Raw genomic sequence first — 20,327 nt, forward strand, 5'->3', positions numbered from 1 at the left:
TGTTCCCGTCCCGCCGCATGCGCTCGCGTATCATCGGCGGCAGCCCCTGGCACGCCGGACCCTGACGGCGCGCCGCACACGAACCGAGGACGGCACGTGGCGATCTCATCGAGGACGACCCGGAGCTCCGCGGCACCCGTCGTCGAGATGACCGGCATCCGCGTCTCCTTCGCCTCCGGACCCGCTCTGAAGGACGGGAACCTGCGGCTGGTGCCGGGCGAGATCCACGGACTGATGGGCGAGAACGGCGCGGGCAAGTCCACGCTGATCAAGACGCTCACCGGCATCCACCAGCCCGACGCGGGCGAGATCCTCGTCGACGGCGTCGCCCGGCGCTTCAGCGGCCCGGCGGAGGCGAAGGCAGCGGGCATCACGGCCGTGTTCCAGGACGAGCGCCTCACCGACAACCTCAGCATCGGCGAGAACGTGATGCTCGGACACGAGGTCCGCGGCCGCTTCGGCATCTCCTGGTCGCGCACCCACCACCGCGCGGCCGAGATGCTCGCCGAGCTGGGCCTGGAGGACCTCGACCCGCACCTGCCGCTGCGCTCGCTCTCGCCGGCGATCCGCCAGCTTGTCGCGATCAGCCGCGCGATGGTCGACCGTCCGCGCGTGCTCGTGCTCGACGAGCCCACCTCCAGCCTCGACCTCAGCGACGTGGCCCGCCTCTTCACGGTGCTGCGGAGGCTGCGCGACCAGGGCGTCGCGATCCTGTTCGTCTCGCACTTCCTCGAGCAGGTCCTCACCCTCAGCGACCGGCTGACGGTGCTCCGCGACGGCGGCACCGTCGGCGAGTACCCGGCGCACACCATGGACCGCGCCGAGCTGATCGCGAAGATGATCGGCAAGGACATCGATGCGCTGCGGCAGATCGGCTCCGACCGCCGCGAGCACCGCCGCCAGCCGGTCGGCCCGGCGATCTACCGCGCGCACGGGATCGGCCGCCGCGGCGCCGTGGGCCCGACCGATCTGGAGCTGCACCGCGGCGAGATCGTGGGCTTCGCGGGCCTGCGCGGCTCGGGGCGCACCGAGCTGGCGTCGCTCGTGAGCGGAGTCGAGAAGCCGGACACCGGCGAGGTGCTGATCGACGGCGAGCCCGCCCGCATCTCCGACCCGGTGTCGGGCCTGCGCCACCGCATCGCCCACTCGAGCGAGAACCGCCGCGAGGACGGGATCATCGGCGACCTCTCCCTCCGCGAGAACCTCGTGCTGGGCCTGCAGGCTCTGCGCGGCTGGGCGCACCCGCTCTCGGCCGCCGAGACCGACACCCTGGTGCGCACCTACGTCGAGGCGCTCAACATCTCGCCGGCCGACCCGGACATCCCGGTGAAGTACCTCTCCGGAGGCAACCAGCAGAAGGTGGTCCTCGCGCGGTGGCTCGCGACCCGTCCGCGGCTACTCGTGCTCGACGAGCCGGCGCGCGGGATCGACGTGGCGTCGAAGGTCGAGATCCAGGCGCACATCGCGCAGCTCGCGAAGGAGGGGGTGACCGTCGTCTACATCTCGTCCGAGCTGGAGGAGGTGGTGCGCCTCAGCGACCGCATCGTCGTCTTCAAGGACCGCGAGAAGATCGGCGAGGTCAGCAACGGCCCCTGGCTCACGGTCGACACGATCGTCGAGATGATCGCCGCCGACCGCGACGACGACCTCGACGACGACGACGACTGACCTCCCCCGCCGGCCGAGCGGCCGCACCGTCCACCGGGTCTCGATGAGCCGTCCGGGCTGCTCGACCGCCAGGACCTCGGCGCGCCGGCGGGTCCCGCTCGGGCGCCGGGCCTGCGAGGATCCGGGGGTGGACGATCAGCGACCGGACGAGCTCGCGGAGCTGCAGCGGCGCGCCTACGGCCGAGGCTCCGACATCGAGCGGGACCCCGGCGCGCTCGCCCGGCTCTCCGCGCTCGAGGCCCGCGTCCGTCCCGCCCTCGGCACCGCACTGCCGGGCGCGGTGGTTCCCGCGGTCTCCGGGGACGCGGCGCCGGAGGACGCGGCACCTTCCGCGGACGCCTCCGCCGACGAGGAGTCCGACCCTTTCGGCCACGTCCCGCCCCGCCGCTCCCGTCGGCGCGGCCTCCTCCTCCTCGCCGCGCTGGCCGCGACGGCCGCCGTCGCCGCGGGGGCCACCCTCCTCGCCACCGCCGGGGACGGACAGCCCGGCCGCGAGGTCGCCGTGCTGCTGCTGTCGAACGGCACCGACCTCCCCGGCTGGGAGGGACTGGGGTTCGACGGATCGGTCACCACCGAGGACTTCGGCGGGCTCACCGTCGTGCGGCAGAGCCTGCCCGCCGACACGGGGCTCACCGTCGTCCGGCAGCGCCGCTCCTCGAGCGCCGGCTCGTGCCTCTCCACCGTGCGGACCGCCGAGCCGCAGGACGGCCTGTTCTTCCAGGGCTGCACGGCCGGAGCGTTCCCCGCGGTCGCGCAGTTCACCGTGACGTCGGCGGCGCCGGAGGCCCTGCGCGAGCGGTTCCCGATCGGCACGTCCCTGCGGTTCGCCCTCGAGGGCGACGAGATTCGCGTCCGATCCGACGCCCCCTGACCGCTCAGATCCCCGTCCGCCCGTGCGGGTCGCCCACCTTCTTCGACTCGCTCGACCCGCGCTCGCGCAGGAACACGGCGAGCGCCGCCATGCTGCCCACCGCGAGGAACTCCGACTGCCAGTTCTGGAGCGTCCGGTTCCAGAAGTCGGCGGAGGAGACGTAGCCGAGCCAGTCGACGGGCGCTTCCAGGCTCGTCAGCTGCTCCTCGTTGTAGGCCACGACGCCCGTCACCGACTGCGCCGCCCAGGACAGCAGGAACACCACCCCCATCACCAGCAGCAGCGAGTGCGAGAACAGCGCCTGCCGCACGCCGCCGGCGGACGCCGAGGGCGGCGAGTCGTCCTCCGCGGACGCCCCCGCCTTCTGCTGCTCGTCGGTCTCGAGGCCCTCCTCGCCCACCCGCTTCGACTCGGGCGAGCCGCGCTGCACGAGCCAGACGGTCGCGCCGATGTAGAGGAAGAACTGGAGGTACTCCGACTGCCAGTTCTCGGCGACGTCGATCGCGAAGTCGGAGGAGGTGACGAAGCGCCAGTAGCCGACCTCCCGCAGCCCCTCCGCGACCTGGGTGTCGTTGTACGCGGCGAGCCCGGCGAACGACTGCCCGAGGAGAGCGAGCAGGAAGATCGCGAGGAAGAACAGCGAGAGTCCGTTCTCGCGCAGGAAGCGGCGCATCCGGCTCACCTCCCGAGGATCCCGACGGCGAAGAACCCGATCAGGCCGAGCACGATCACGGCGTAGTACAGGGCGGAAGCGGTGCGCACGTCAGCTCCCGTCCAGGACGCAGTCGAAGGGCGCGTCCGCCACCGGCGTGCACCCCGCCGCGCGCACCAGCCAGCCGTCGTCGCCCGGGGTGAGGAACACCGCGCTGCCGCCGGAGCGCACGATCGCCGCCCGGCCGTAGACCTCGGCGTCCCCTGCTCCGTCTTCCGCGATCCCGAGCTCCAGCACGCCGCCGGGGCAGTCGCCCTACCGGTCCTCCACGGCCTCGCGGGCGGAATCGGTGAGCAGCGCGCACGCCGCGCGGCCGTCGCCGTCGGCGAGCGCGGAGAGGAAGGCGTCGGCCGCGCGGCGGGCCGCCGTGCCGTCCGCGGAGCATCCGCAGAGCGCGAGCACGAGGGCCGCCGTCGCGGCCGTCGCGGGGACGGAGCGCGATCGAGGGAGCATCATGGCCAGGGAAGCTACTCCCGGGCCCGACCACCGGGCAGAGGGTTGCCATCGGGCCCTGCGGGCCCCGCGACCGGATCGTTACCGAAGCGCACCGCCGTGCTGTTGCGTCACAAGAATTGTTCACGGTAACATTTCGACGTGGCGCTGCTTCGGCCGGCGCCCACTGCACATCCTGCACTCACCGCACCTCGGGCCGCTAGGCCCGCATTCGAGGCCCTTCGGGGTCCACCATCTCGGGCACTCTCTTCGTGCCCGCGATCTCAAGGAGGAGATCTATGTCCAAGACGAGGCGTATCGGCCAGTTCCTGGGTTTCGCAGCAGTCGGCGCACTCGCGTTCGGACTCGCGGGCTGCTCGGGCGGTTCCGGCACCGATTCGGGCTCCGGCTCGAGCGGTGACCTCACCACCATCGGCTTCGTGGCCGTCGGCCCCGAGGGCGCGTGGCGCCAGGCGAACGAGACCAACATCGAGGACACGTTCACCAAGGACGCCGGCTTCGACCTGAAGTACGCACCCGCCACCAACGGAGACCAGAAGTCGCAGATCGACTCCTTCACCTCCTTCGTGGACGAGGGCGTCGACATCATCCTGCTCTCCGCCACGGAGGGCTCCGGCTGGGAGGACTCGCTCGAGCGCGCCCAGGAGGCCGAGATCCCGGTCATCCTGATCGACCGCGGCATCGAGCCGGACAACACCGACCTCTACGTGACCCGCATCGCGCCGGACAACATCGCGGTCAGCACCTCGGTCGCCGACTGGGCCAAGACCACCTTCCCGAGCGGCGCGAAGTACTTCACGCTCGAGGGCCCCGCGGGCGTCTCGGTCGTCAACGAGCGCAACGAAGGCTGGGACGAGGTCATCGGCGCCGACTCGAAGTTCACCAAGATCGGCGCACAGACCGCGAACTGGTCCACCGAAGAGGCCAAGAGCGTCTTCGAGACCGTCCTGAAGTCGAACAACAACGACGTCCAGCTGGTCTTCGCACAGAACGACGAGATGGGCCTCGGCGCTGTCCAGGCCGTCCAGGAGGCCGGCCTCACCCCCGGCACCGACGTCAAGATCGCCACGATCGACGGCACCAAGAACGCCCTGCAGGCGCTGGCCGACGGCGAGCTGAGCTTCGTCGCCGAGTACAACCCGCTGTTCGGCGAGACCGCCCTCGACGCGGTCGAGAAGACCCTGGCCGGCGAGACGGTCGAGTCCTCGATCGTCGTCCCGAGCGAGACCTTCGACTCGCCCGAGGCCGCCACCACCGCGCTGCCCGACCGCAAGTTCTAGTCGCTCAGCACCACCGGTCGCCCGGCGTCGTCCTCGACGCGGCACCACTCCCCCGGAGCGACCGGGGCCGGCCCACCCGCCGGCCCCGGTCGCTCCGACCCTTCGGCGCACCTGTTCGGCTGCGCCCCGCTCGAGAACGGAACGACGCGACATGACAGGTTCGCCTCCGATCGTCGAGATGAAGAACATCTCGATCAGCTTCCCCGGCGTGAAAGCCCTCGACGGCGTCGACTTCCGCCTGTTCCCGGGCGAGGTCCACACCCTCATGGGTGAGAACGGCGCCGGCAAGTCCACGCTCATCAAGGCCCTCACCGGCGTCTACCGCATCGACAGCGGAGACATCGTGATCGACGGGGAGACCCGTCGCCTGACCGGCACCGCCGACTCGCAGGCCGCGGGCATCTCCACCGTGTACCAGGAGGTCAACCTGGTCACGAACCTCTCCATCGGAGAGAACGTGATGCTCGGCTACGAGGTCCGCGGACCCTTCGGCATCAACTGGAAGGCCACACACCAGGCCGCGAAGGTCGCGCTCGAGAAGCTCGGCCTCGGCCACCTCAACACGCGCCAGTCGCTCGCCTCGCTCTCGATCGCGATGCAGCAGCTGGTCGCGATCAGCCGCTCGACGGTGAGCGACTCCAAGGTGCTCATCCTCGACGAGCCGACCTCGAGCCTGGACGCGAACGAGGTCGAGAACCTCTTCGTCGTCATCCGCCGCCTCCGTGCGGAGGGCGTCGCGATCCTCTTCGTCTCGCACTTCCTCGACCAGGTCTACGCGATCAGCGACCGCCTGACGGTGCTGCGCAACGGCACCTTCGTCGGCGAGTACCTGACCCACGAGCTCGACCGCACCTCGCTGATCTCGAAGATGATCGGCAAGGACATCGCAGCGCTGCGCTCCCTCGACTCCGAGCGCGAGAGCCAGGACCACCTCTACCGCGACGCCCCGCTCTACACCGCGAAGGGCATCGGCAAGAAGGGCTCCATCGAGAGCACCGACCTGACGCTGCACCGCGGCGAGGTCGTCGGCTTCGCCGGGCTCCTCGGCTCCGGCCGCACCGAGCTCGCGCGCCTGATCTACGGCGTCGACAAGCCCGACACCGGCGAGATCACGATGCACGGCAAGAAGATCGACGTCCCGACGCCGACCGCCGGTCTCGCCCACAAGATCGCGTTCTCGAGCGAGAACCGCCGCGACGAGGGCATCATCCGCGACCTCTCGGTCCGCGAGAACCTCATCCTCGGCGTGCAGGCCAAGCGCGGCTGGGCCCGCCCCCTCTCCAAGAAGGAGAAGGACGAGATCGTAGGCAAGTACCTCGTCGAGCTCAACGTGCGCCCGGCCGACCCCGACCGCCCGATCAGCAAGCTCTCCGGCGGCAACCAGCAGAAGGTCCTCCTCGGCCGCTGGCTCGCCACCGCCCCCGAGATCCTCATCCTCGACGAGCCGACCCGCGGCATCGACGTCGGGGCGAAGGCCGAGATCCAGGAGAAGGTCGTCGCCCTCGCCGGCGAGGGCGTCGCCGTGGTCTTCATCTCGTCCGAGCTCGACGAGGTCGTCCGTCTCAGCGACCGCATCATCGTCCTGAAGGACCACCGCGTGATCGCGGAGATCCTCAACGGTCCCGCTGTCACTGCGGAGTCGATCGTCACTACCATCGCCGCAGAGGGAGTCGTCGACGAGGACGTCGTCGTCCTCGAGAGCGCCACGCAGGAGGCCGCATCATGAGCAGCGACACCCGACCCGCCCGGGGATCCGTCCTCGGCGGGATCATCCGCCGCCAGTACTTCTGGGGAGTCGTGGCGATCGCCCTGCTCCTCCTCGTCAACGTCGTCAAGGACCCGGGCTACCTGGCCGTCTCGGTCAGCCCCACCACCGGCTACCTCGTCGGCAACGTCATCGACATCGCCCGCGCCGCCGCTCCGATCCTGATGATCGCCGTCGGCATGTGCCTGGTCGTCGCGACCGGGGGCATCGACCTCTCGGTCGGCTCGATCATGGTCGTCGCCGGCGCCGTCTCGATGGAGTTCCTCAACTCCGCGGGAGCGCCCGACTCGCTCGGCGCCGCAGCGGGAGCCTTCGCGGTCGCCCTCCTGGTGGCCGCCGTGCTCGGAGCCGTGAACGGCGTCCTCGTCTCGGTGGTGGGCCTCCAGCCCTTCATCAGCACGCTCGTCGTGATGCTCGCGGGCCGCGGCCTGGCGAAGGTCATCACCGGCGGCCAGAACACCGCCGCCACCAACGAGCCCTTCCGCTGGCTCGCGAACGGGTACGTCTTCGGGCTCCCGGTCGTGTTCCTCCTCGCCATCGCCATCGTCGTGGTCGTCGGAGTCCTGGTGCGCCGCAGCGCGCTCGGCCTGATGATCGAGGCCATCGGCATGGACCCGAAGGCGGCCCGCCTCGCGGGCATCAACCGCCGGGGCCTGCTGATGACCGCCTACATCGGCAGCGGAATCCTCGCCGGAGTCGCGGGCGTGTTCGCCACGGCGAGCGTGATGACGGTCGACGTCTCGCGCACCGGCTACCAGCTCGAGCTCGACGCGATCCTCGCGGTCGTCATCGGCGGCACCTCGCTCGCCGGCGGCAAGTTCAACATCACCGGTGCCGCCGTGGGCGCGATCCTGATCGCCACCCTCGACAAGACCGTCGTGTTCCTCGGAGTCTCGTCCTCCGCGACGCCCGCCTTCAAGGCGATCGTCATCGTCGCGCTCTGCCTCCTGCAGTCCGAGCGCGTCCGCTCCGCCTTCAAGTCCCGTCGCGAGGCGCGCCGCAGCGTCCCGCAGAAAGAGGCGATCCCCGCATGAGTGCCGTGATGACCCGCTCCGCCCCTCCGGCGAGCACCAAGCGCACCTCCGGGGCGCGCGGCTGGCTGAGCCAGCACCTGGACAAGCTGCCCACCCTGGCCGCGCTGATCATCTTCTTCGGGATGATCGTCTACGGCGAGGCCGCCTACGGCCGGATCCTGCAGGCGAGCACGATCTCGAACCTGCTGGTCAACAACGCGCATCTGATCATCCTCGCCGTGGGCCTCACCTTCGTGATCCTCACCGGCGGCATCGACCTCTCGGTCGGCGCGGTGATCGCGTTCAGCAGCGTGAGCGGCGTGCTCCTGATCAACGCCGGCTGGAACCCCTGGCTCGTGATGGTCCTGATGGTCGTGATCGGCGCCCTGTTCGGCGTGATCTCCGGCGTCCTGATCCAGTACTTCAACGTGCAGCCGTTCATCGCGACGCTCGCGATGATGTTCCTGGCCCGCGGTCTCGCCTCCATGCTGAGCACCGTCCCGGAGCGCCTCCCCGAGGACTCGGCCGTGCTGAGCCTGGCCACGCCGATCAAGCTGATCGACGGCCCCAAGGTCAACGACTTCGTCATCAGCCCCGGCGTGATCATCGCGATCCTCGTCGTGGCCGGCGCGTTCTTCGTGCTCCACCGCACCCGCCTGGGCCGCACGGTCTACGCGATGGGCGGCTCCGAGCAGTCGGCGGCCCTGATGGGCCTCCCGGTGGTGCGGACCAAGCTGTTCATCTACATCATCAGCGGCACGCTCGCCGGTCTCGCCGGTGTGGTCTACACCGCCCGCCTCGGCAGCGCGCAGAACATCACCGGCACCGGCTGGGAGCTCGACGCCATCGCGGCGACCGTCATCGGCGGCACGCTGCTCACCGGCGGTGTCGGCTTCGTGCTCGGCTCGGTGGTCGGCGCCCTGGTGCTCGGACTGATGAACGTCCTGATCACCCGCGACGGCGGCATCCCGCCGGAGGCGACCACGATCATCACCGGAGGCATCCTCCTGGTCTTCGTCCTCCTCCAGCGCGCCGTCATGGCCCGCAGCAAGACCTGACCGGGCTCCCGCCCGATCTCCCCCGGCGCCCCCTCGTCCCTCCGCGGACGAGGGGGCGCCGTCGTGTCCGGGGCGCTCCGCCGGCCTCAGGAGGCGGAGCGGCTGAGCGTCAGCGCGGCCTGCTCGCGGGTGCCGTAGCCGCACTCCTCGGCGAGGCGGGCGAAGTCGGCAGGGCCCCGCCGCCGCAGGCCGATGCGGCGCCGGAGGGTGCCCGCCCGACGCGTCGCGATCTCCTCCGCCGGCGTGCGGCCGAGGAACGCGAACGCCTCCGCGAGCATGCGAGGGGAGACGAGCAGCTCCCGGGCGAGCACCGCGGCGGAGAACGCCGGGTCGCGGTGGCGTGCCTCGATCACCGGGATCGCCTCCGCGTAGACCTGGTCGGCGCCCCGGGTCCGGACCCGCGGAGCGCTGTGCTCGACGATCCCCTCCAGCAGCAGTTCGCTCGCCCGCCTCACGCCGGCGGCCCCGAGCACGGCCGGATCCCCCTCGATCAGACTGTTGGCGAGGGCACGGGCAGGCGTCCAGACCGACTCGCGCACCGGCACGACCTCGTTGATCCGCTCGCGGACCCACCGGTGCTCGAGCACGGCGGCGTCGAAGCTCCAGGTGTACGAGACGGTCGGCCGCCGGTAGTCGATGCGCGCCGGGACCCTGGCGTCGAGGAGCAGGACGCTGTTCGGCGTCGCCTCGAGCACGCCCTCGTCGAGGACGACCTCTCCCCCGCCCTCGACGATCAGGGAGATGTGAACGCCCGCCGGCCTGTCCGCCCTGTCGACCGACGGCGAGGGGGCGACCCTGATCCCGTTCGGCCCCCACACCCGCGTCAGCGCGAGTCCCGGTCCGTCCGCTGCGTCCATCCGCAGACCGGGAGCGCCGGTCCCGCGCTCGTACCAGGCGCGAGCGAACGCCTGCATCCGCTCCTCTGCGGCCCCCATCTCCCGCCTCCTCCGCGTCGAACGAACAGAATCCCTCATCTGTCGATCACCGCCGGACGTTCGCACGGATCTCCCAGGCCTCCGCGCCTCGCGCTCGGAATCCGGCCGCACGCCGTCGCCGGACCGGGAGGACGGCCACGGGGACCGTCCCGGTCAGCGGCGCTGGGAGAGCCGCCACAGCGCGCGGCGAGCGCTCCCCTCGGAGGCGAAGCCCGCCTCCACGGCCGCGCGCGCGAAGTCGGCCGTCGCCAGGGACCGCCCGCCGATCAGGAGCAGGAGGGTGCCCGCCCGGCGCCGCTCGAGCTCGTCGTCGGCCGTCCGCCCGAGGAAGGAGAACGCGCGAGCCAGCGTCAGCTCCGACACCAGGAGCTCGCGGGCGAGCCGGGCGGCGGTGAAGGCGGGATCGCGGTGGCGCTCCTCGATCAGGGCCATGGCCTCCCCGTAGACGTCCTCGGCGCGGGGACGCCTGCGCGGTGCGGAGCCCTCGACCAGCTCCTTCAGGAAGGCCTCGCCCGCCCGGGCGACGGCGGGCTGCTCCGCCAGAGCGTGGTCGCCGTCGAGGAGACCGTTCATCAGCGCCCGCGCCGGGGCCAGGAAGCAGCCGGCGACGGGCAGGACCTCGCCGAAGCGCTCCGTGAGCCAGCGCTGCTCCAGCGCCCGCTCGCCGAGCACCCAGGCGTAGATCACGGTCGAGCGGGGGAAGCGCGCCCCGGTCCGCGGCTCCGCGTCGATGACCACCAGATCACCACTGCCGCACTCGAGCATCCGTCCGTCCTGTCGGATGCGTCCTCCGCCCTCGACGACCAGCAGCAGATGCGCGCCCGGCGGGCAGCGCGACTGCGGCTTCTGCTCGAGAACGCAGCCACCGGGAATCCACAGTCTGGCGATCTCGAAGCCGAGCGAGCCCGTCGCCTCGACCCGCAGTCCAGAACGGGCCTCCACGCCGTTCCAGTGCTCGGCCATCCGCCGGTACATCTCGGCCGATCTCGACCTCATCGGGCGCCCCCTCCTCGCGGGCACGCTGACGCCTCACCACAGGAGTGATTCGCAGCCCGCGCGTGCTCCGTTTGTCACCGGACCGGTCACAGCGGACGGCGACGCTCCCGCTCACCGCGCCGGCGGCGCCCCGGCGGAAGCGTGCGACCGACGGGATCACCGGGTCAGGAGGGCGATCGCGACTCGGGACGGCGCCGGAGCCCACCACTCCCTCCTCACGGCGGCGCCACTTCCTCCTCACCTGCCCCCGAGCGCTTGGGCCGACCGCCCGCCCGCGGGAAGACTCCCCAGCGGTACGGCGCCCGTCGTACCCGCCGAAGCGCCCGAGCGGACGACGACCGTCCTCCGAGCAGGCCGCCGGCGAGAAGACAGACCGAGGAGCTTCACTGTGACTTCCGACAACTCTCCCGCTGAGCAGGGTCCGCTGAGGCGACGCACCGTCGTCGCCGGCGCCACCTGGTCCCTGCCCGTGATCGCCGCAGCGACGGCCACCCCGGCTGCCGCCGCCTCTGCCACGCAGACCCTCGTGTTCAGCTCCATCCCGACCATGATCGCGTGCACGCCCAACACGGCGCCGATCACGCTGACCCTCACCGGCGGCACCGTCGCGAACGTCCCTGTGCGGGTGAACACCCCGCCCGGCTTCCGCTTCGGAGGGAGCGGGACCGACACCTTCGTGACCGACGCGAACGGAGTCGCCACCATCCCCGCCGGCAGCGTCATCGCCGGCCCCTCGACAGGCTCGGCCCTCGCCTTCGGCGGCTCGGCGAAGACGAACGCCCCGTTCCCGGTCCGCCAGACCGGCGACCTGCAGTACAGCACGGGCCTCGCCACTGTTCCCGAGAACTCCGGATTCATCCACACCTCCTCGCAGGGTGTGAACGGCAACGTCTCCGTCAAGGCGAACGGCGACATCTGGCAGTACCGGCGGTCGGACGGCTGGCAGAAGCTCGGCACGGGCGCCTCCACGGAGCCCAGCACGTCCGGGCTCACGCAGCAGCCGGACGGAACCTACAACGCGCACTGGATCAAGGACGGAGTCCTCCAGTACGGCAAGGCGCTCGCGACCGTTCCGAACAACTCCGGATTCGTCCGCACCTACGGTCAGGGCGCGGACGGGAACGTCTCTATCAAGGCGAACGGCGACATCTGGCGGTACAACCGCCAGGCCAACGAGTGGACCCTTCTGGGCACCGGCGCCAGCACCGAGCCGAGCGCGGCCGGCATCTCCGCGAACCCGGCCGGGACCCTGAACGTCCACTGGATCAAGAACGGAGTCCTGCACTACGGCACCGCAGCGGCCACGGTGCCGACCAACTCCGGATTCGTCCGCGTCTACGGCCTCGGCACCCGCGGCACGATCGCCGTGAAGTCGAACGGCGACATCTGGCGGTACACCCCGCAGGGCAACGTCTGGGACCTCGTCGGCACCGGAGCCAGCACCGAGCCGAGCGCCGCCGGACTGACCCAGCGGCCGGGCGGGACGTTCGAGATCCACTGGATCAAGGACGGGGTCCTGCAGTACGGCACCCGGCTCGCGACCGTCCCGGAGAACTCCGGGTTCGTCCGCACCTACGGTCAGGGAGCGGATGGGAACGTCTCCGTGAAGGCGAACGGCGACATCTGGTACTACAGCCCGGCGCAGAACACGTGGACCAAGATCGGCTCCGGTGCCAGCACCGGCCCCGATGCGGCCGGGATCACCGCCCAGGGAGACGGCGCGCTGAACCCCCACTGGATCAAGGCGAGAACCGACTGCCGCTGATCCGCGCCCGGCGGCCCTCTCCGCCCGCGTCCTGCCGGACCGCGGGCGAGGAGGGCCGCCTCCGCCCTCCCGCCGAGGACGGGCGCCTCGTCCGAGGAGGAACGCGCCACCCCGTCTCGGCGCCCCTCCCCCGGCCTAACGTGGTCACCGCCCGCGCACCCCGTCCCCGCTGCGAAGGAGCCCGGTGACCGCTTCCGAGCAGCCGGCCGCCCCGCGCGGTCTCGTCGAGACGCTGCAGCTGAGCGGTCCCCGCGTGGAGGCGTGGCTGAGGAGCCTCGGCTGGGCGAGCGACGGAGCTCCGCCCCTGCACCTCGCCGGGGACGTGCTCGCCGTCGACGGCTTCCGGCTGAGCCGCCTCTGGCACACACCCGGCACGCTCCGGACCGACCCGCCCCTCCCCGCCCCCGACCGGGCCGAGGTCGACCTCATCGTCCCGGTCGCCGGCGAGATCGTCGTCGACGGCCCTCTCGAGGCCGCTCGTCTGCGGCCCGGCGGGCTCGCCCTCCTCCAACGCGACGACTCCGCTCGGTTCCGGGCGGAGGAGGACTCCGCCTGGCTGGCGCTGAGGACCTCCTGGGGCAGGCTCGGCCTCACGAGCGCACAGTCCGACGGGCCGTCCTGCACCCTGCTCGCCGCCGACAGCTACAGCGGCGCCTTCGTCTCCCTCGTCAACGCGACCCTCAACGCGGACCTCGCGGCGGGCGATCCCGGCTTCAGCGAGCTGCGCCGGGCGCTCGAGGCGACCGCGTCGGCCCTGATCAAGCAGAGCCTGCCGCCCGCCCGTCCGGAGGACGGACTCGAGGGCGTCCTCCTCCGCGCGATCGCCGTCATCGATGCGGAGGCGGGTGACGCGGACTTCACCGCCGGCGTTCTCGCGATGCGGCTCCGCGTCTCGCGGGCGACGCTGGACCGCGCCTTCCACCGCCGGGGCACGACCGTGGCCGCGACCCTCCGCGAGCGGCGCGTGCACCTCGCCGCGTCGCTGCTCGCCGCGAGCCCGTCGCTCTCGCCCTCGGCTCGCGCGGCCGTGGCCGAGCGGGCCGGCTTCCGGACGCTGAGGGCGATGGACCGCGCGCTGAGCCGTTCGCGCGACGTCGACCGCGGCTGATCCGACCGGACATCGGCGTACGCGTCGCTCCAGGATGCACCCGGGATTCGTCGAACCGGTTCGCCTCTCCTCTGGAGTGTCGGGAAATGATCCGGTTAGGCTCTTCACGTTGTCGTCAACATAGTGTTACCGTGAACATTGCCGCGTACGAAGCCGGCACACTCCCTCCCCTCAGCAATGGTGCCGACCCTGGAGCAAAGCGCGATGAAGCCTTTCCTGCGACCACTCGTCCTCGTGACGGCCGTGGCCCTCACCGTCCCCCTTCTGACGGCCCAGTCGGCGAGCGCAGCTCCCTCCGACAGCCTCGTTCTGCGCTACGCGCTCGACGAGACGAGCGGCACGACCGTCGCCGACAGCTCGGGCAAGGGCCGCACCGGCACGCTCGTCAACGGAGCCGCTCCTCGCGGAGCCGCGGGCGTCGCCCTCGACGGGACCGACGACTACGTCAAGCTGCCCGACGACCTGCTCGCGGGCCTGAACTCGATCACGGTCAGCACCGAGGTCCTGGTGAACGCGAACCAGGGCACGCCCTACTTCATCTGGGGCCTCGGCAACACGACGAACGGCGCCGGGAACGGCTACCTCTACACGACGGGCAACGGCTACAAGGCCTCGATCGCCACCGGCAACTGGACCACCGAGCAGACCGTCAACTCCAACGCGAACCTCGCGCGCAGCGTCTGGAAGACCCTCACCTACACGCTCGACGACGCGAGCGACACCGCACGCCTCTACCTCGACGGCACCCAGGTCGCGCAGCAGACAGGAGTGACCATCACTCCCGCCGCGATCGGCAACGGCACCACCACCGCGAACGCGATCGGCCGCTCCGTCTACACGGCGGACAAGACCCTCGCCGGCTCGGTCCGCGACTTCCGCGTCTACAGCACGGCGCTCAGCGCGGCCGACGTCGCGACCCTCCAGGCCCCGGACAGCACGCGCGTCTCCCGCGACTCCGCCGCCCTGGACCTCGGGAGCCTCTCCTCGGTCTCCGCGAACCTCACCCTCCCGACGACCGGCCCCAACGGCTCCGCCATCGCCTGGGCCTCGAGCAACTCCGCGGTCGTCTCGACCAGCGGAGTCGTCACGCCACCCGCGACCGGGGTCGCCTCGGTCGAGCTGACCGCCACGACCACCCGCGGCTCGGCCACGGCCACCCGCACCTTCACCGCCACCGTGCCCGCCAAGGACGTGAACGCCGACGCCCAGAAGGCGCTCGACGCCCTCTCGATCGTCAACTCCGGCGACGTCCGCGGCAACGTGACGCTGCCCGCGAAGGCCGGCTCCTACGACGTCGCCTGGTCCTCCTCGAACACGGCCGTGCTCAGCACGACCGGCGTCGTGAAGCGCCGGTCCGCCGCCACGCCCGTCACACTCACCGCGACGATCGCCGGCACGACCGCGACCCGGCAGCTGCCCGTCACGGTGACCGCGGCTCCCGCGGACCTCGACACCGAGTACGACGCGGGCTACCTCTGGACCCACTTCGCCTCGACCGACTACGAGAAAATCTACTTCGGCTCCAGCACCGACGGTCTGCACTGGTCGAAGCTCAACAACGACAAGGCCGTGCTCGCCAACCTCGGCGGCACCCTCGGCGTCCGCGATCCGCACCTCGTGCGCTCCCCCACCGGCGACGAGTACTGGATCATCGGCACCGACCTGCACGCCGAGGGCACCGCTCCCGGCGGCACCTGGGACCAGACCAACGCGAGCAAGAACCTCGTCGTCTGGCGCTCGACGGACCTCGTGAACTGGAGCGATCAGAGCATCGTCTTCGCCGGCTTCCCCGACGCGGGCAACGTCTGGGCTCCTGAGGCGATCTGGGACGACGCGACCGGCCAGTACTACGTCTACTGGGCCGCCCGCGACAAGACGCTGACCGGCGGGGCCTCCGCCCAGCGCGTCTACGTCTCGACCACGCGCGACTTCGTCGGCTTCTCCACCCCGAAGGTCTGGCTGGACGAGAACCCCGCCGCCGGCGGCGGGAGCCGCGGCAGCATCATCGACACGACCATCGCGAAGGAGGGGGACACGTACTACCGCTTCTCCACCGCCGACTGGCGCACGGTCGTCGACAAGGCCCCGAGTCTCGCCGGCCCCTGGACCCGCGTGATCGGCTTCGGCGAGGAGAAGTCCCGCGGCCTCTCCGACCACCTCGAGGGCCTCACCGTCTACCAGCTGCCCGACGGCCGCTGGGTCGTCATGGGCGACTCGTTCGGCTACTCCGCCTACGTCACCGACACCCTCGCGGACATGCGGTTCACGGCGCTTCCTGTCGGCACCACCGGCGCGAACACGTACTCGTTCTCGAAGCCCTTCCGCCACGGCTCGGTGCTCCGCCTCTCGAGCGCTGAGGAGGCGCGCCTGACGGCCGCCTACGGCACCAGCAGCACCGGCCCCGCCGCGAAGCCGGTCAACGCGGCCGGCGAGATCCTCCGCTACACCTTCGACGGCGGCTCGGGCACCACGGTGCGCGACAGCTCGGGCAACAACCAGAACGGCACGCTGCCCTCGGGTGGCACCTGGAAGGACGGCGCCCTGCAGCTCGACGGCACCGACGACTACGTCAAGCTGCCGAACGACCTGCTCGCCGGAGTGACGGACCTCACCATCCAGTCCGACGTCTGGATCGACCCCGCGCAGGGCGGCGCCTACTTCCTCTACGGCCTGGGCAACACCACGAACGGCGCCGGCGACGGCTACCTCTTCACCTCGGGCAACAACTACCGCACCAGCATCGCGACCGGGAACTACACCACCGAGCAGACCGTCGCCGGCGGCTCGGCCCTCCCCCGCGGCACCTGGGCGCACCTGACGTACACGCTCTCCGGCACCACCGGCACGATCTACCTCGACGGAGTGAAGGTCGCCAGCGGCACCGTCACGACCGACCCGAAGGACATCGGCGGCGGCTCCACCTCGGCGAACTACATCGGGCGCTCGAACTACGACGCCGACAACCGCTTCCGCGGCCAGATCCGCGAGTTCTCGGTCTACAACCGGGCCCTTAGCGCCTCCGAGGTGCTCGCCGCCTCCGGCAACACGTCGGCCCTGGTCGACCTGTCGCTCAGCGGCGACGTCCTGAAGACGGCCCCGATCGTCGACTCGGCGAGCAGGACGGTCACCTTCCCGGTGAAGCCGGGGACCGACCTGACGAAGCTCACCCCGACCTTCTCCACCGCGGCCGGCGTCACGGCGAGCCCCGCCTCCGGCACCGTCCGCGACCTCTCCACCCCGCAGACGGTCGTGCTCACGCCCGCCGCCGGCGGCACCGCGACCACCTGGACCCTGAAGGCCGTCGTCATGAAGTCCCCGGTCCTCGCAGGCCTGAACGCCGACCCGAACATCGCGGTCTTCGGCGACACCTACTACCTGTACGCGACCTCGGACGGCTTCGCCGGCTGGGGCGGCAAGACCTTCTACGCCTGGTCCTCGAAGAACCTCATCGACTGGACCCGCTCGGAGCAGCCCTTCCTGACGCTCGACGGCGCGAACGGCAACGTGCCGTGGGCGACCGGCAACGCCTGGGCGCCGACGATCATCGAGAAGAACGGGAAGTACTACTTCTACTTCTCCGGCGAGAACTCCTCGCTGAACCGCAAGACGATCGGAGTCGCCGTCTCGGACAGCCCGATGGGCCCGTTCACGGCGCAGCCGACCGCGATGATCACCAACGGCGAGTCCGTGCGGTCCGGCCAGGCGATCGACCCCGCCGCGTTCACCGACCCGAAGACCGGCAAGAGCTACCTCTTCTGGGGCAACGGCGACCCGCTCTACGGGGAGCTGTCCGACGACATGCTCTCGATCAAGACCGGCACGATCAAGAAGATCAGCGGTCTGACCGACTTCCGCGAGGGTGCGTTCCTGAACTACCGCGACGGTCTGTACCACCTCACCTACTCGATCGACGACACCGGCTCGGAGAACTACAAGGTCGGCTACGCCACCTCGACGAGCGTCGACGGACCGTGGACCTACCGCGGCGTGGTCCTCGAGAAGGACACCTCGCAGGGCATCCTCGCCACGGGCCACAACTCGATCGTCAACGTGCCCGGCACGGACGACTGGTACATCGCCTACCACCGCTTCGCCATCCCCGGCGGAGACGGCCAGCACCGCGAGACGACGATCGACCGGGTGACCTTCGACAAGACGACCGGGCTCATGCAGAAGGTCGTCCCGACCCTCACCAGCGTCGCCGCGCAGACGATCGTCGACACCGCGCCGCTCGCAGCCTCGATCACGGGGAAGGCGACGGTGGGCAGCACGCTGACCGCCTCCGCCTCCTCCCCGTGGACGGCGACCGGCTTCCAGTGGAAGCGCGGTGGGACCGCGATCAGCGGGGCGACGGCGTCGAGCTACACGCTCACCGCCGCCGACCGCGGAGCGACGATCTCGGTGGCCGTGACCGCCGCGAAGCCGCAGTGGACGCCGGCGACGGCCTCCGCCTCCGTCGGTCCCGTGACCGACTCGGCACCCGCGATCGCCGTGACCACGACCTCCACGACGCGCTGCGCCGCCGGGAAGATCGTCGTCACCGCGACCGCCACGAACCCGAACGCCTTCGCCGCGAAGATCGTGATCGGCACGACGTGGGGCTCCAAGAGCTTCGCCGACGTCGCTCCCGGCGCCACCGTCTCGGCCGCCTTCACCACCCGGGCGACGAGCGTGACCGACGGATCCGCGACCGCCACGGCGACCGCGTTCATCAGCGGGAAGCCGGCCACGGCCTCCGCGACCGCCCCCTACTCCGCGGCCAGCTGCAGCTGATCCGCGGGCACGACCCACACCCATTGAGATCGAGCCGGCGACGACGCCGGCCGGAGAACGGAGAACACCCGACATGAACACCCGATCCCTTCTGATCCGCGGAGCCGCTGGACTGGCCGGAGGCGTCCTCCTGCTCGGAGTCGCCGGAACGGCGTTCGCCGCCGAGGTCAACTACGGCAACGACGACGTCGACATCAACGTCGAGATCGCCGACCTCCCCGGGACCGGCGCCCTCTCGATGACCGTCGCCGCGGACTCGACGACGCTGACCGAGACCGGCTCGGACAACGTCCGCCGCCAGTTCACCGGCACCCTGCCCACCGTCACGGTCACCGACACCCGTGACGCCGCGGACGTCTCCCCCGACTCCGCGTGGTACGTCATCGGCACGGCGAGCGACTTCACGTCGGCCGACGGCTCGACCATCGGCGCCGAGAACCTCGGCTGGACCCCGGACCTGGTCGACGGTGGAGACCTCGGCGAGGTCGCCGCGGGCGATGAGGTCGGCACCGCCATCGACGGCGGCGCCAACGGCGTCGGCCTGAAGGGCAAGGAGCTGCTCGCGATCGTCGCCAGCAACTCCCAGCAGGTCAACCCCGAGGGCTCCTGGAGCGCCGACGCCGACCTCTTCCTCCGCACCCCCGTGAACGTGGACGCTGGCGCGTACTCGTCCACCATCACCCTGTCGCTCTTCGAGTGACCCGTCGCGGCCGGGGGACGCACTCCCTCGGCCGCGATCCCACCACGGCCGACGCGGCCGGGCCCGCCCGCCCGGCCGCGTCGTGCTTCCCCGTGCGACCATGAGGTTCTGATGACTGCTCCGCGCCGCTCCGCCGCTCCCCGCCGCCCGCTCCTCCCCGCGCTGCTCGCGCTGATCGTCGCCCTCCTCGGCGCGGGAGTCGCTCCGGCGGCCGTCGCGGCCGACGGAGCGATCACCTGGGCGGTCAGCCCCTCCACCGACGGCGTCCCCGACAAGCGCGCGTGGGTCGAGCTCGAGCTCGCCCCCGGCGCGAGCGCCTCGGACGAGGCGGTCGTGCGGAACCTCAGCGACCAGCCCGTGACCTTCAGCATCACCAGCGCCGACGGCTACTTCACCGACACCGGCCGCTTCAACATGCTCAACTCGGACCAGGAGTCGGTCGACGCCGGGCTGTGGATCTCCGCCCCCGAGACCGTGACCGTCGATCCGGGCAGCAGCGGCGTGGTGCCGTTCACCGTGACGGTCCCCGACAACGCCACCCCCGGCGACCACGCCGCCGGCATCGCCGCCTCCGTGCTCTCGCAGGGCACCGAGGCGGGAGGCGCGAACGTCGGAGTGGAGAGCCGCATCGGCTTCCGCGTGATGACCCGCGTGACCGGCGAGGTGACCCCCTCCTTCTCCGTCGAGGACCTGGCCAGCGACTACCGCCTCTCCTGGAACCCGTTCCAGCCCGGCTCCCTCTCGCTCGTCGCCGACGTGGTGAACACCGGCAACGTGCGCCTGCTGCTCGACGGCACGGCGAGCGCCCAGGGCGCCACCGCCCCCGTCGTCGCGGCCGACGCGCCCCAGCAGGAGCTGCTGCCCGGCGACCGGCGCAGCGTCTCGGTGCAGCTCGACGGCATCTGGCCCCTCTTCGGGGTCGGCGCCGACCTGACCATCGCACCGACCGTCGCCGCCGCCGATCAGGAGCCGGTCGCCACCGCTCCCGTGACGGAGTCGATCACGGTCGCCGCCGTGCCGGTCCCGCAGCTGCTCGTGGTCCTCGGCGTCGCCCTCATCCTCGCGGCGCTGCTCGCCGGGCGCTCGCGCTCGCGCCGCCGCATCGCCGCCCTGGTGCAGCAGGCCAAGGAGGAGGGCCTGCGCGAGGGCGCGCGCGTCCCCTCCTGAGCACCCCCTCCGCACGCTCCCTCCCCCCTCCCTGCCGCCGAGGGGCCCCGGGCCGTCGAGGGG

The 20,327-nt window shown here is 71.4% G+C and carries 16 protein-coding genes; 11 read left to right on the forward strand and 5 right to left on the reverse strand.

The annotated features are described in order from the left end of the window. The first annotated feature begins 147 nt into the window (after positions 1-147). Together C5C56_RS10160 and C5C56_RS10165 are read left to right on the forward strand one after the other, a co-directional pair. On the forward strand, positions 148-1,668 hold the full coding sequence (locus C5C56_RS10160) for a sugar ABC transporter ATP-binding protein (RefSeq protein ID WP_104255631.1): 1,521 nt from the start codon (positions 148-150) through the stop codon (positions 1,666-1,668). 127 nt (positions 1,669-1,795) lie between these two features. Then, positions 1,796-2,539: a hypothetical protein gene (locus C5C56_RS10165; protein ID WP_104319532.1), complete on the forward strand. Its 744-nt coding sequence runs from the start codon at positions 1,796-1,798 to the stop codon at positions 2,537-2,539. Positions 2,540-2,543: 4 nt separating this feature from the next. On the opposite strand, the gene C5C56_RS10170 is transcribed toward C5C56_RS10165, so the two are convergent. From C5C56_RS10170 to C5C56_RS10180, 3 genes are all read right to left on the reverse strand, one after another. Then, entirely contained in the window at positions 2,544-3,212 is a 669-nt protein-coding gene (locus tag C5C56_RS10170) for a DUF6766 family protein (protein WP_104319533.1), read from the reverse strand. Positions 3,213-3,302: 90 nt separating this feature from the next. Then, positions 3,303-3,488, reverse strand: a complete 186-nt coding sequence (locus C5C56_RS10175) for a hypothetical protein (RefSeq protein ID WP_104222396.1) — start codon at positions 3,486-3,488, stop codon at positions 3,303-3,305. 18 nt (positions 3,489-3,506) lie between these two features. After that, positions 3,507-3,707 (reverse strand): hypothetical protein, encoded by a 201-nt coding sequence (locus tag C5C56_RS10180; RefSeq protein WP_104222395.1) that lies wholly within the window; start codon positions 3,705-3,707, stop codon positions 3,507-3,509. 275 nt (positions 3,708-3,982) lie between these two features. On the opposite strand from C5C56_RS10180, the gene C5C56_RS10185 reads away from it, so the two are divergent. The 4 genes from C5C56_RS10185 to C5C56_RS10200 all read left to right on the forward strand — a co-directional run bounded on the left by C5C56_RS10185 (position 3,983) and on the right by C5C56_RS10200 (position 8,820). Continuing rightward, on the forward strand, positions 3,983-4,984 hold the full coding sequence (locus C5C56_RS10185) for an ABC transporter substrate-binding protein (RefSeq protein ID WP_104247802.1): 1,002 nt from the start codon (positions 3,983-3,985) through the stop codon (positions 4,982-4,984). A 151-nt stretch (positions 4,985-5,135) separates the two neighbouring features. Then, the gene (locus C5C56_RS10190) at positions 5,136-6,710 is read left to right on the forward strand and encodes a sugar ABC transporter ATP-binding protein (RefSeq protein WP_104222393.1); all 1,575 of its coding nucleotides are present in this window, start codon (positions 5,136-5,138) and stop codon (positions 6,708-6,710) included. Continuing rightward, positions 6,707-7,783 (forward strand): ABC transporter permease, encoded by a 1,077-nt coding sequence (locus tag C5C56_RS10195; RefSeq protein WP_104238658.1) that lies wholly within the window; start codon positions 6,707-6,709, stop codon positions 7,781-7,783. The genes C5C56_RS10190 and C5C56_RS10195 overlap by 4 nt, the downstream gene beginning before the upstream one ends. Then, the gene (locus C5C56_RS10200) at positions 7,780-8,820 is read left to right on the forward strand and encodes a sugar ABC transporter permease (protein WP_104222391.1); all 1,041 of its coding nucleotides are present in this window, start codon (positions 7,780-7,782) and stop codon (positions 8,818-8,820) included. Before C5C56_RS10195 ends, C5C56_RS10200 begins: the two co-directional genes overlap by 4 nt. Before the next feature lie 86 nt (positions 8,821-8,906). Here the strand turns inward: C5C56_RS10200 and C5C56_RS10205 are convergent, their stop codons facing one another. Together C5C56_RS10205 and C5C56_RS10210 are read right to left on the reverse strand one after the other, a co-directional pair. Further along, a complete protein-coding gene (locus C5C56_RS10205) occupies positions 8,907-9,755 on the reverse strand; it encodes a hypothetical protein (RefSeq protein ID WP_104273672.1) in 849 nt (282 codons plus the stop codon). Between the two features lie 153 nt (positions 9,756-9,908). Next, positions 9,909-10,751 carry a hypothetical protein gene (locus C5C56_RS10210; protein WP_146085905.1) on the reverse strand — a complete coding sequence of 281 codons (843 nt, stop codon included), beginning with the start codon at positions 10,749-10,751 and terminating at the stop codon, positions 9,909-9,911. A 388-nt stretch (positions 10,752-11,139) separates the two neighbouring features. Here C5C56_RS10210 and C5C56_RS10215 point away from each other — a divergent pair, with 388 nt between their 5' ends. From C5C56_RS10215 to C5C56_RS10235, 5 genes are all read left to right on the forward strand, one after another. After that, entirely contained in the window at positions 11,140-12,516 is a 1,377-nt protein-coding gene (locus C5C56_RS10215) for a hypothetical protein (RefSeq protein ID WP_104319534.1), read from the forward strand. A gap of 184 nt (positions 12,517-12,700) precedes the next feature. Beyond that, on the forward strand, positions 12,701-13,624 hold the full coding sequence (locus C5C56_RS10220; RefSeq protein ID WP_104269276.1) for a helix-turn-helix domain-containing protein: 924 nt from the start codon (positions 12,701-12,703) through the stop codon (positions 13,622-13,624). A gap of 204 nt (positions 13,625-13,828) precedes the next feature. Further along, positions 13,829-18,397 carry a family 43 glycosylhydrolase gene (locus C5C56_RS10225; protein WP_181074597.1) on the forward strand — a complete coding sequence of 1,523 codons (4,569 nt, stop codon included), beginning with the start codon at positions 13,829-13,831 and terminating at the stop codon, positions 18,395-18,397. A gap of 73 nt (positions 18,398-18,470) precedes the next feature. After that, entirely contained in the window at positions 18,471-19,097 is a 627-nt protein-coding gene (locus C5C56_RS10230; RefSeq protein WP_104227017.1) for a hypothetical protein, read from the forward strand. Between the two features lie 111 nt (positions 19,098-19,208). Continuing rightward, a complete protein-coding gene (locus C5C56_RS10235; protein ID WP_104319535.1) occupies positions 19,209-20,264 on the forward strand; it encodes a WxL protein peptidoglycan domain-containing protein in 1,056 nt (351 codons plus the stop codon). Positions 20,265-20,327: the final 63 nt, after the last annotated feature.

Source organism: Rathayibacter sp. AY1D1, from assembly GCF_002932635.1.
Taxonomy (GTDB): domain Bacteria; phylum Actinomycetota; class Actinomycetes; order Actinomycetales; family Microbacteriaceae; genus Rathayibacter.

What these genes read in the sequence shown, in the direction of transcription:
- C5C56_RS10160 (WP_104255631.1), top strand. Translation starts at nt 148, where the DNA reads ATGACCGGCATCCGCGTCTCCTTCGCCTCCGGACCCGCTCTGAAGGAC.
- C5C56_RS10170 (WP_104319533.1), bottom strand. Translation starts at nt 3,212, where the DNA reads ATGCGCCGCTTCCTGCGCGAGAACGGACTCTCGCTGTTCTTCCTCGCG.
- C5C56_RS10180 (WP_104222395.1), bottom strand. Translation starts at nt 3,707, where the DNA reads ATGATGCTCCCTCGATCGCGCTCCGTCCCCGCGACGGCCGCGACGGCG.
- C5C56_RS10185 (WP_104247802.1), top strand. Translation starts at nt 3,983, where the DNA reads ATGTCCAAGACGAGGCGTATCGGCCAGTTCCTGGGTTTCGCAGCAGTC.
- C5C56_RS10190 (WP_104222393.1), top strand. Translation starts at nt 5,136, where the DNA reads ATGACAGGTTCGCCTCCGATCGTCGAGATGAAGAACATCTCGATCAGC.
- C5C56_RS10195 (WP_104238658.1), top strand. Translation starts at nt 6,707, where the DNA reads ATGAGCAGCGACACCCGACCCGCCCGGGGATCCGTCCTCGGCGGGATC.
- C5C56_RS10200 (WP_104222391.1), top strand. Translation starts at nt 7,780, where the DNA reads ATGAGTGCCGTGATGACCCGCTCCGCCCCTCCGGCGAGCACCAAGCGC.
- C5C56_RS10205 (WP_104273672.1), bottom strand. Translation starts at nt 9,755, where the DNA reads ATGGGGGCCGCAGAGGAGCGGATGCAGGCGTTCGCTCGCGCCTGGTAC.
- C5C56_RS10210 (WP_146085905.1), bottom strand. Translation starts at nt 10,751, where the DNA reads ATGAGGTCGAGATCGGCCGAGATGTACCGGCGGATGGCCGAGCACTGG.
- C5C56_RS10225 (WP_181074597.1), top strand. Translation starts at nt 13,829, where the DNA reads ATGAAGCCTTTCCTGCGACCACTCGTCCTCGTGACGGCCGTGGCCCTC.
- C5C56_RS10230 (WP_104227017.1), top strand. Translation starts at nt 18,471, where the DNA reads ATGAACACCCGATCCCTTCTGATCCGCGGAGCCGCTGGACTGGCCGGA.
- C5C56_RS10235 (WP_104319535.1), top strand. Translation starts at nt 19,209, where the DNA reads ATGACTGCTCCGCGCCGCTCCGCCGCTCCCCGCCGCCCGCTCCTCCCC.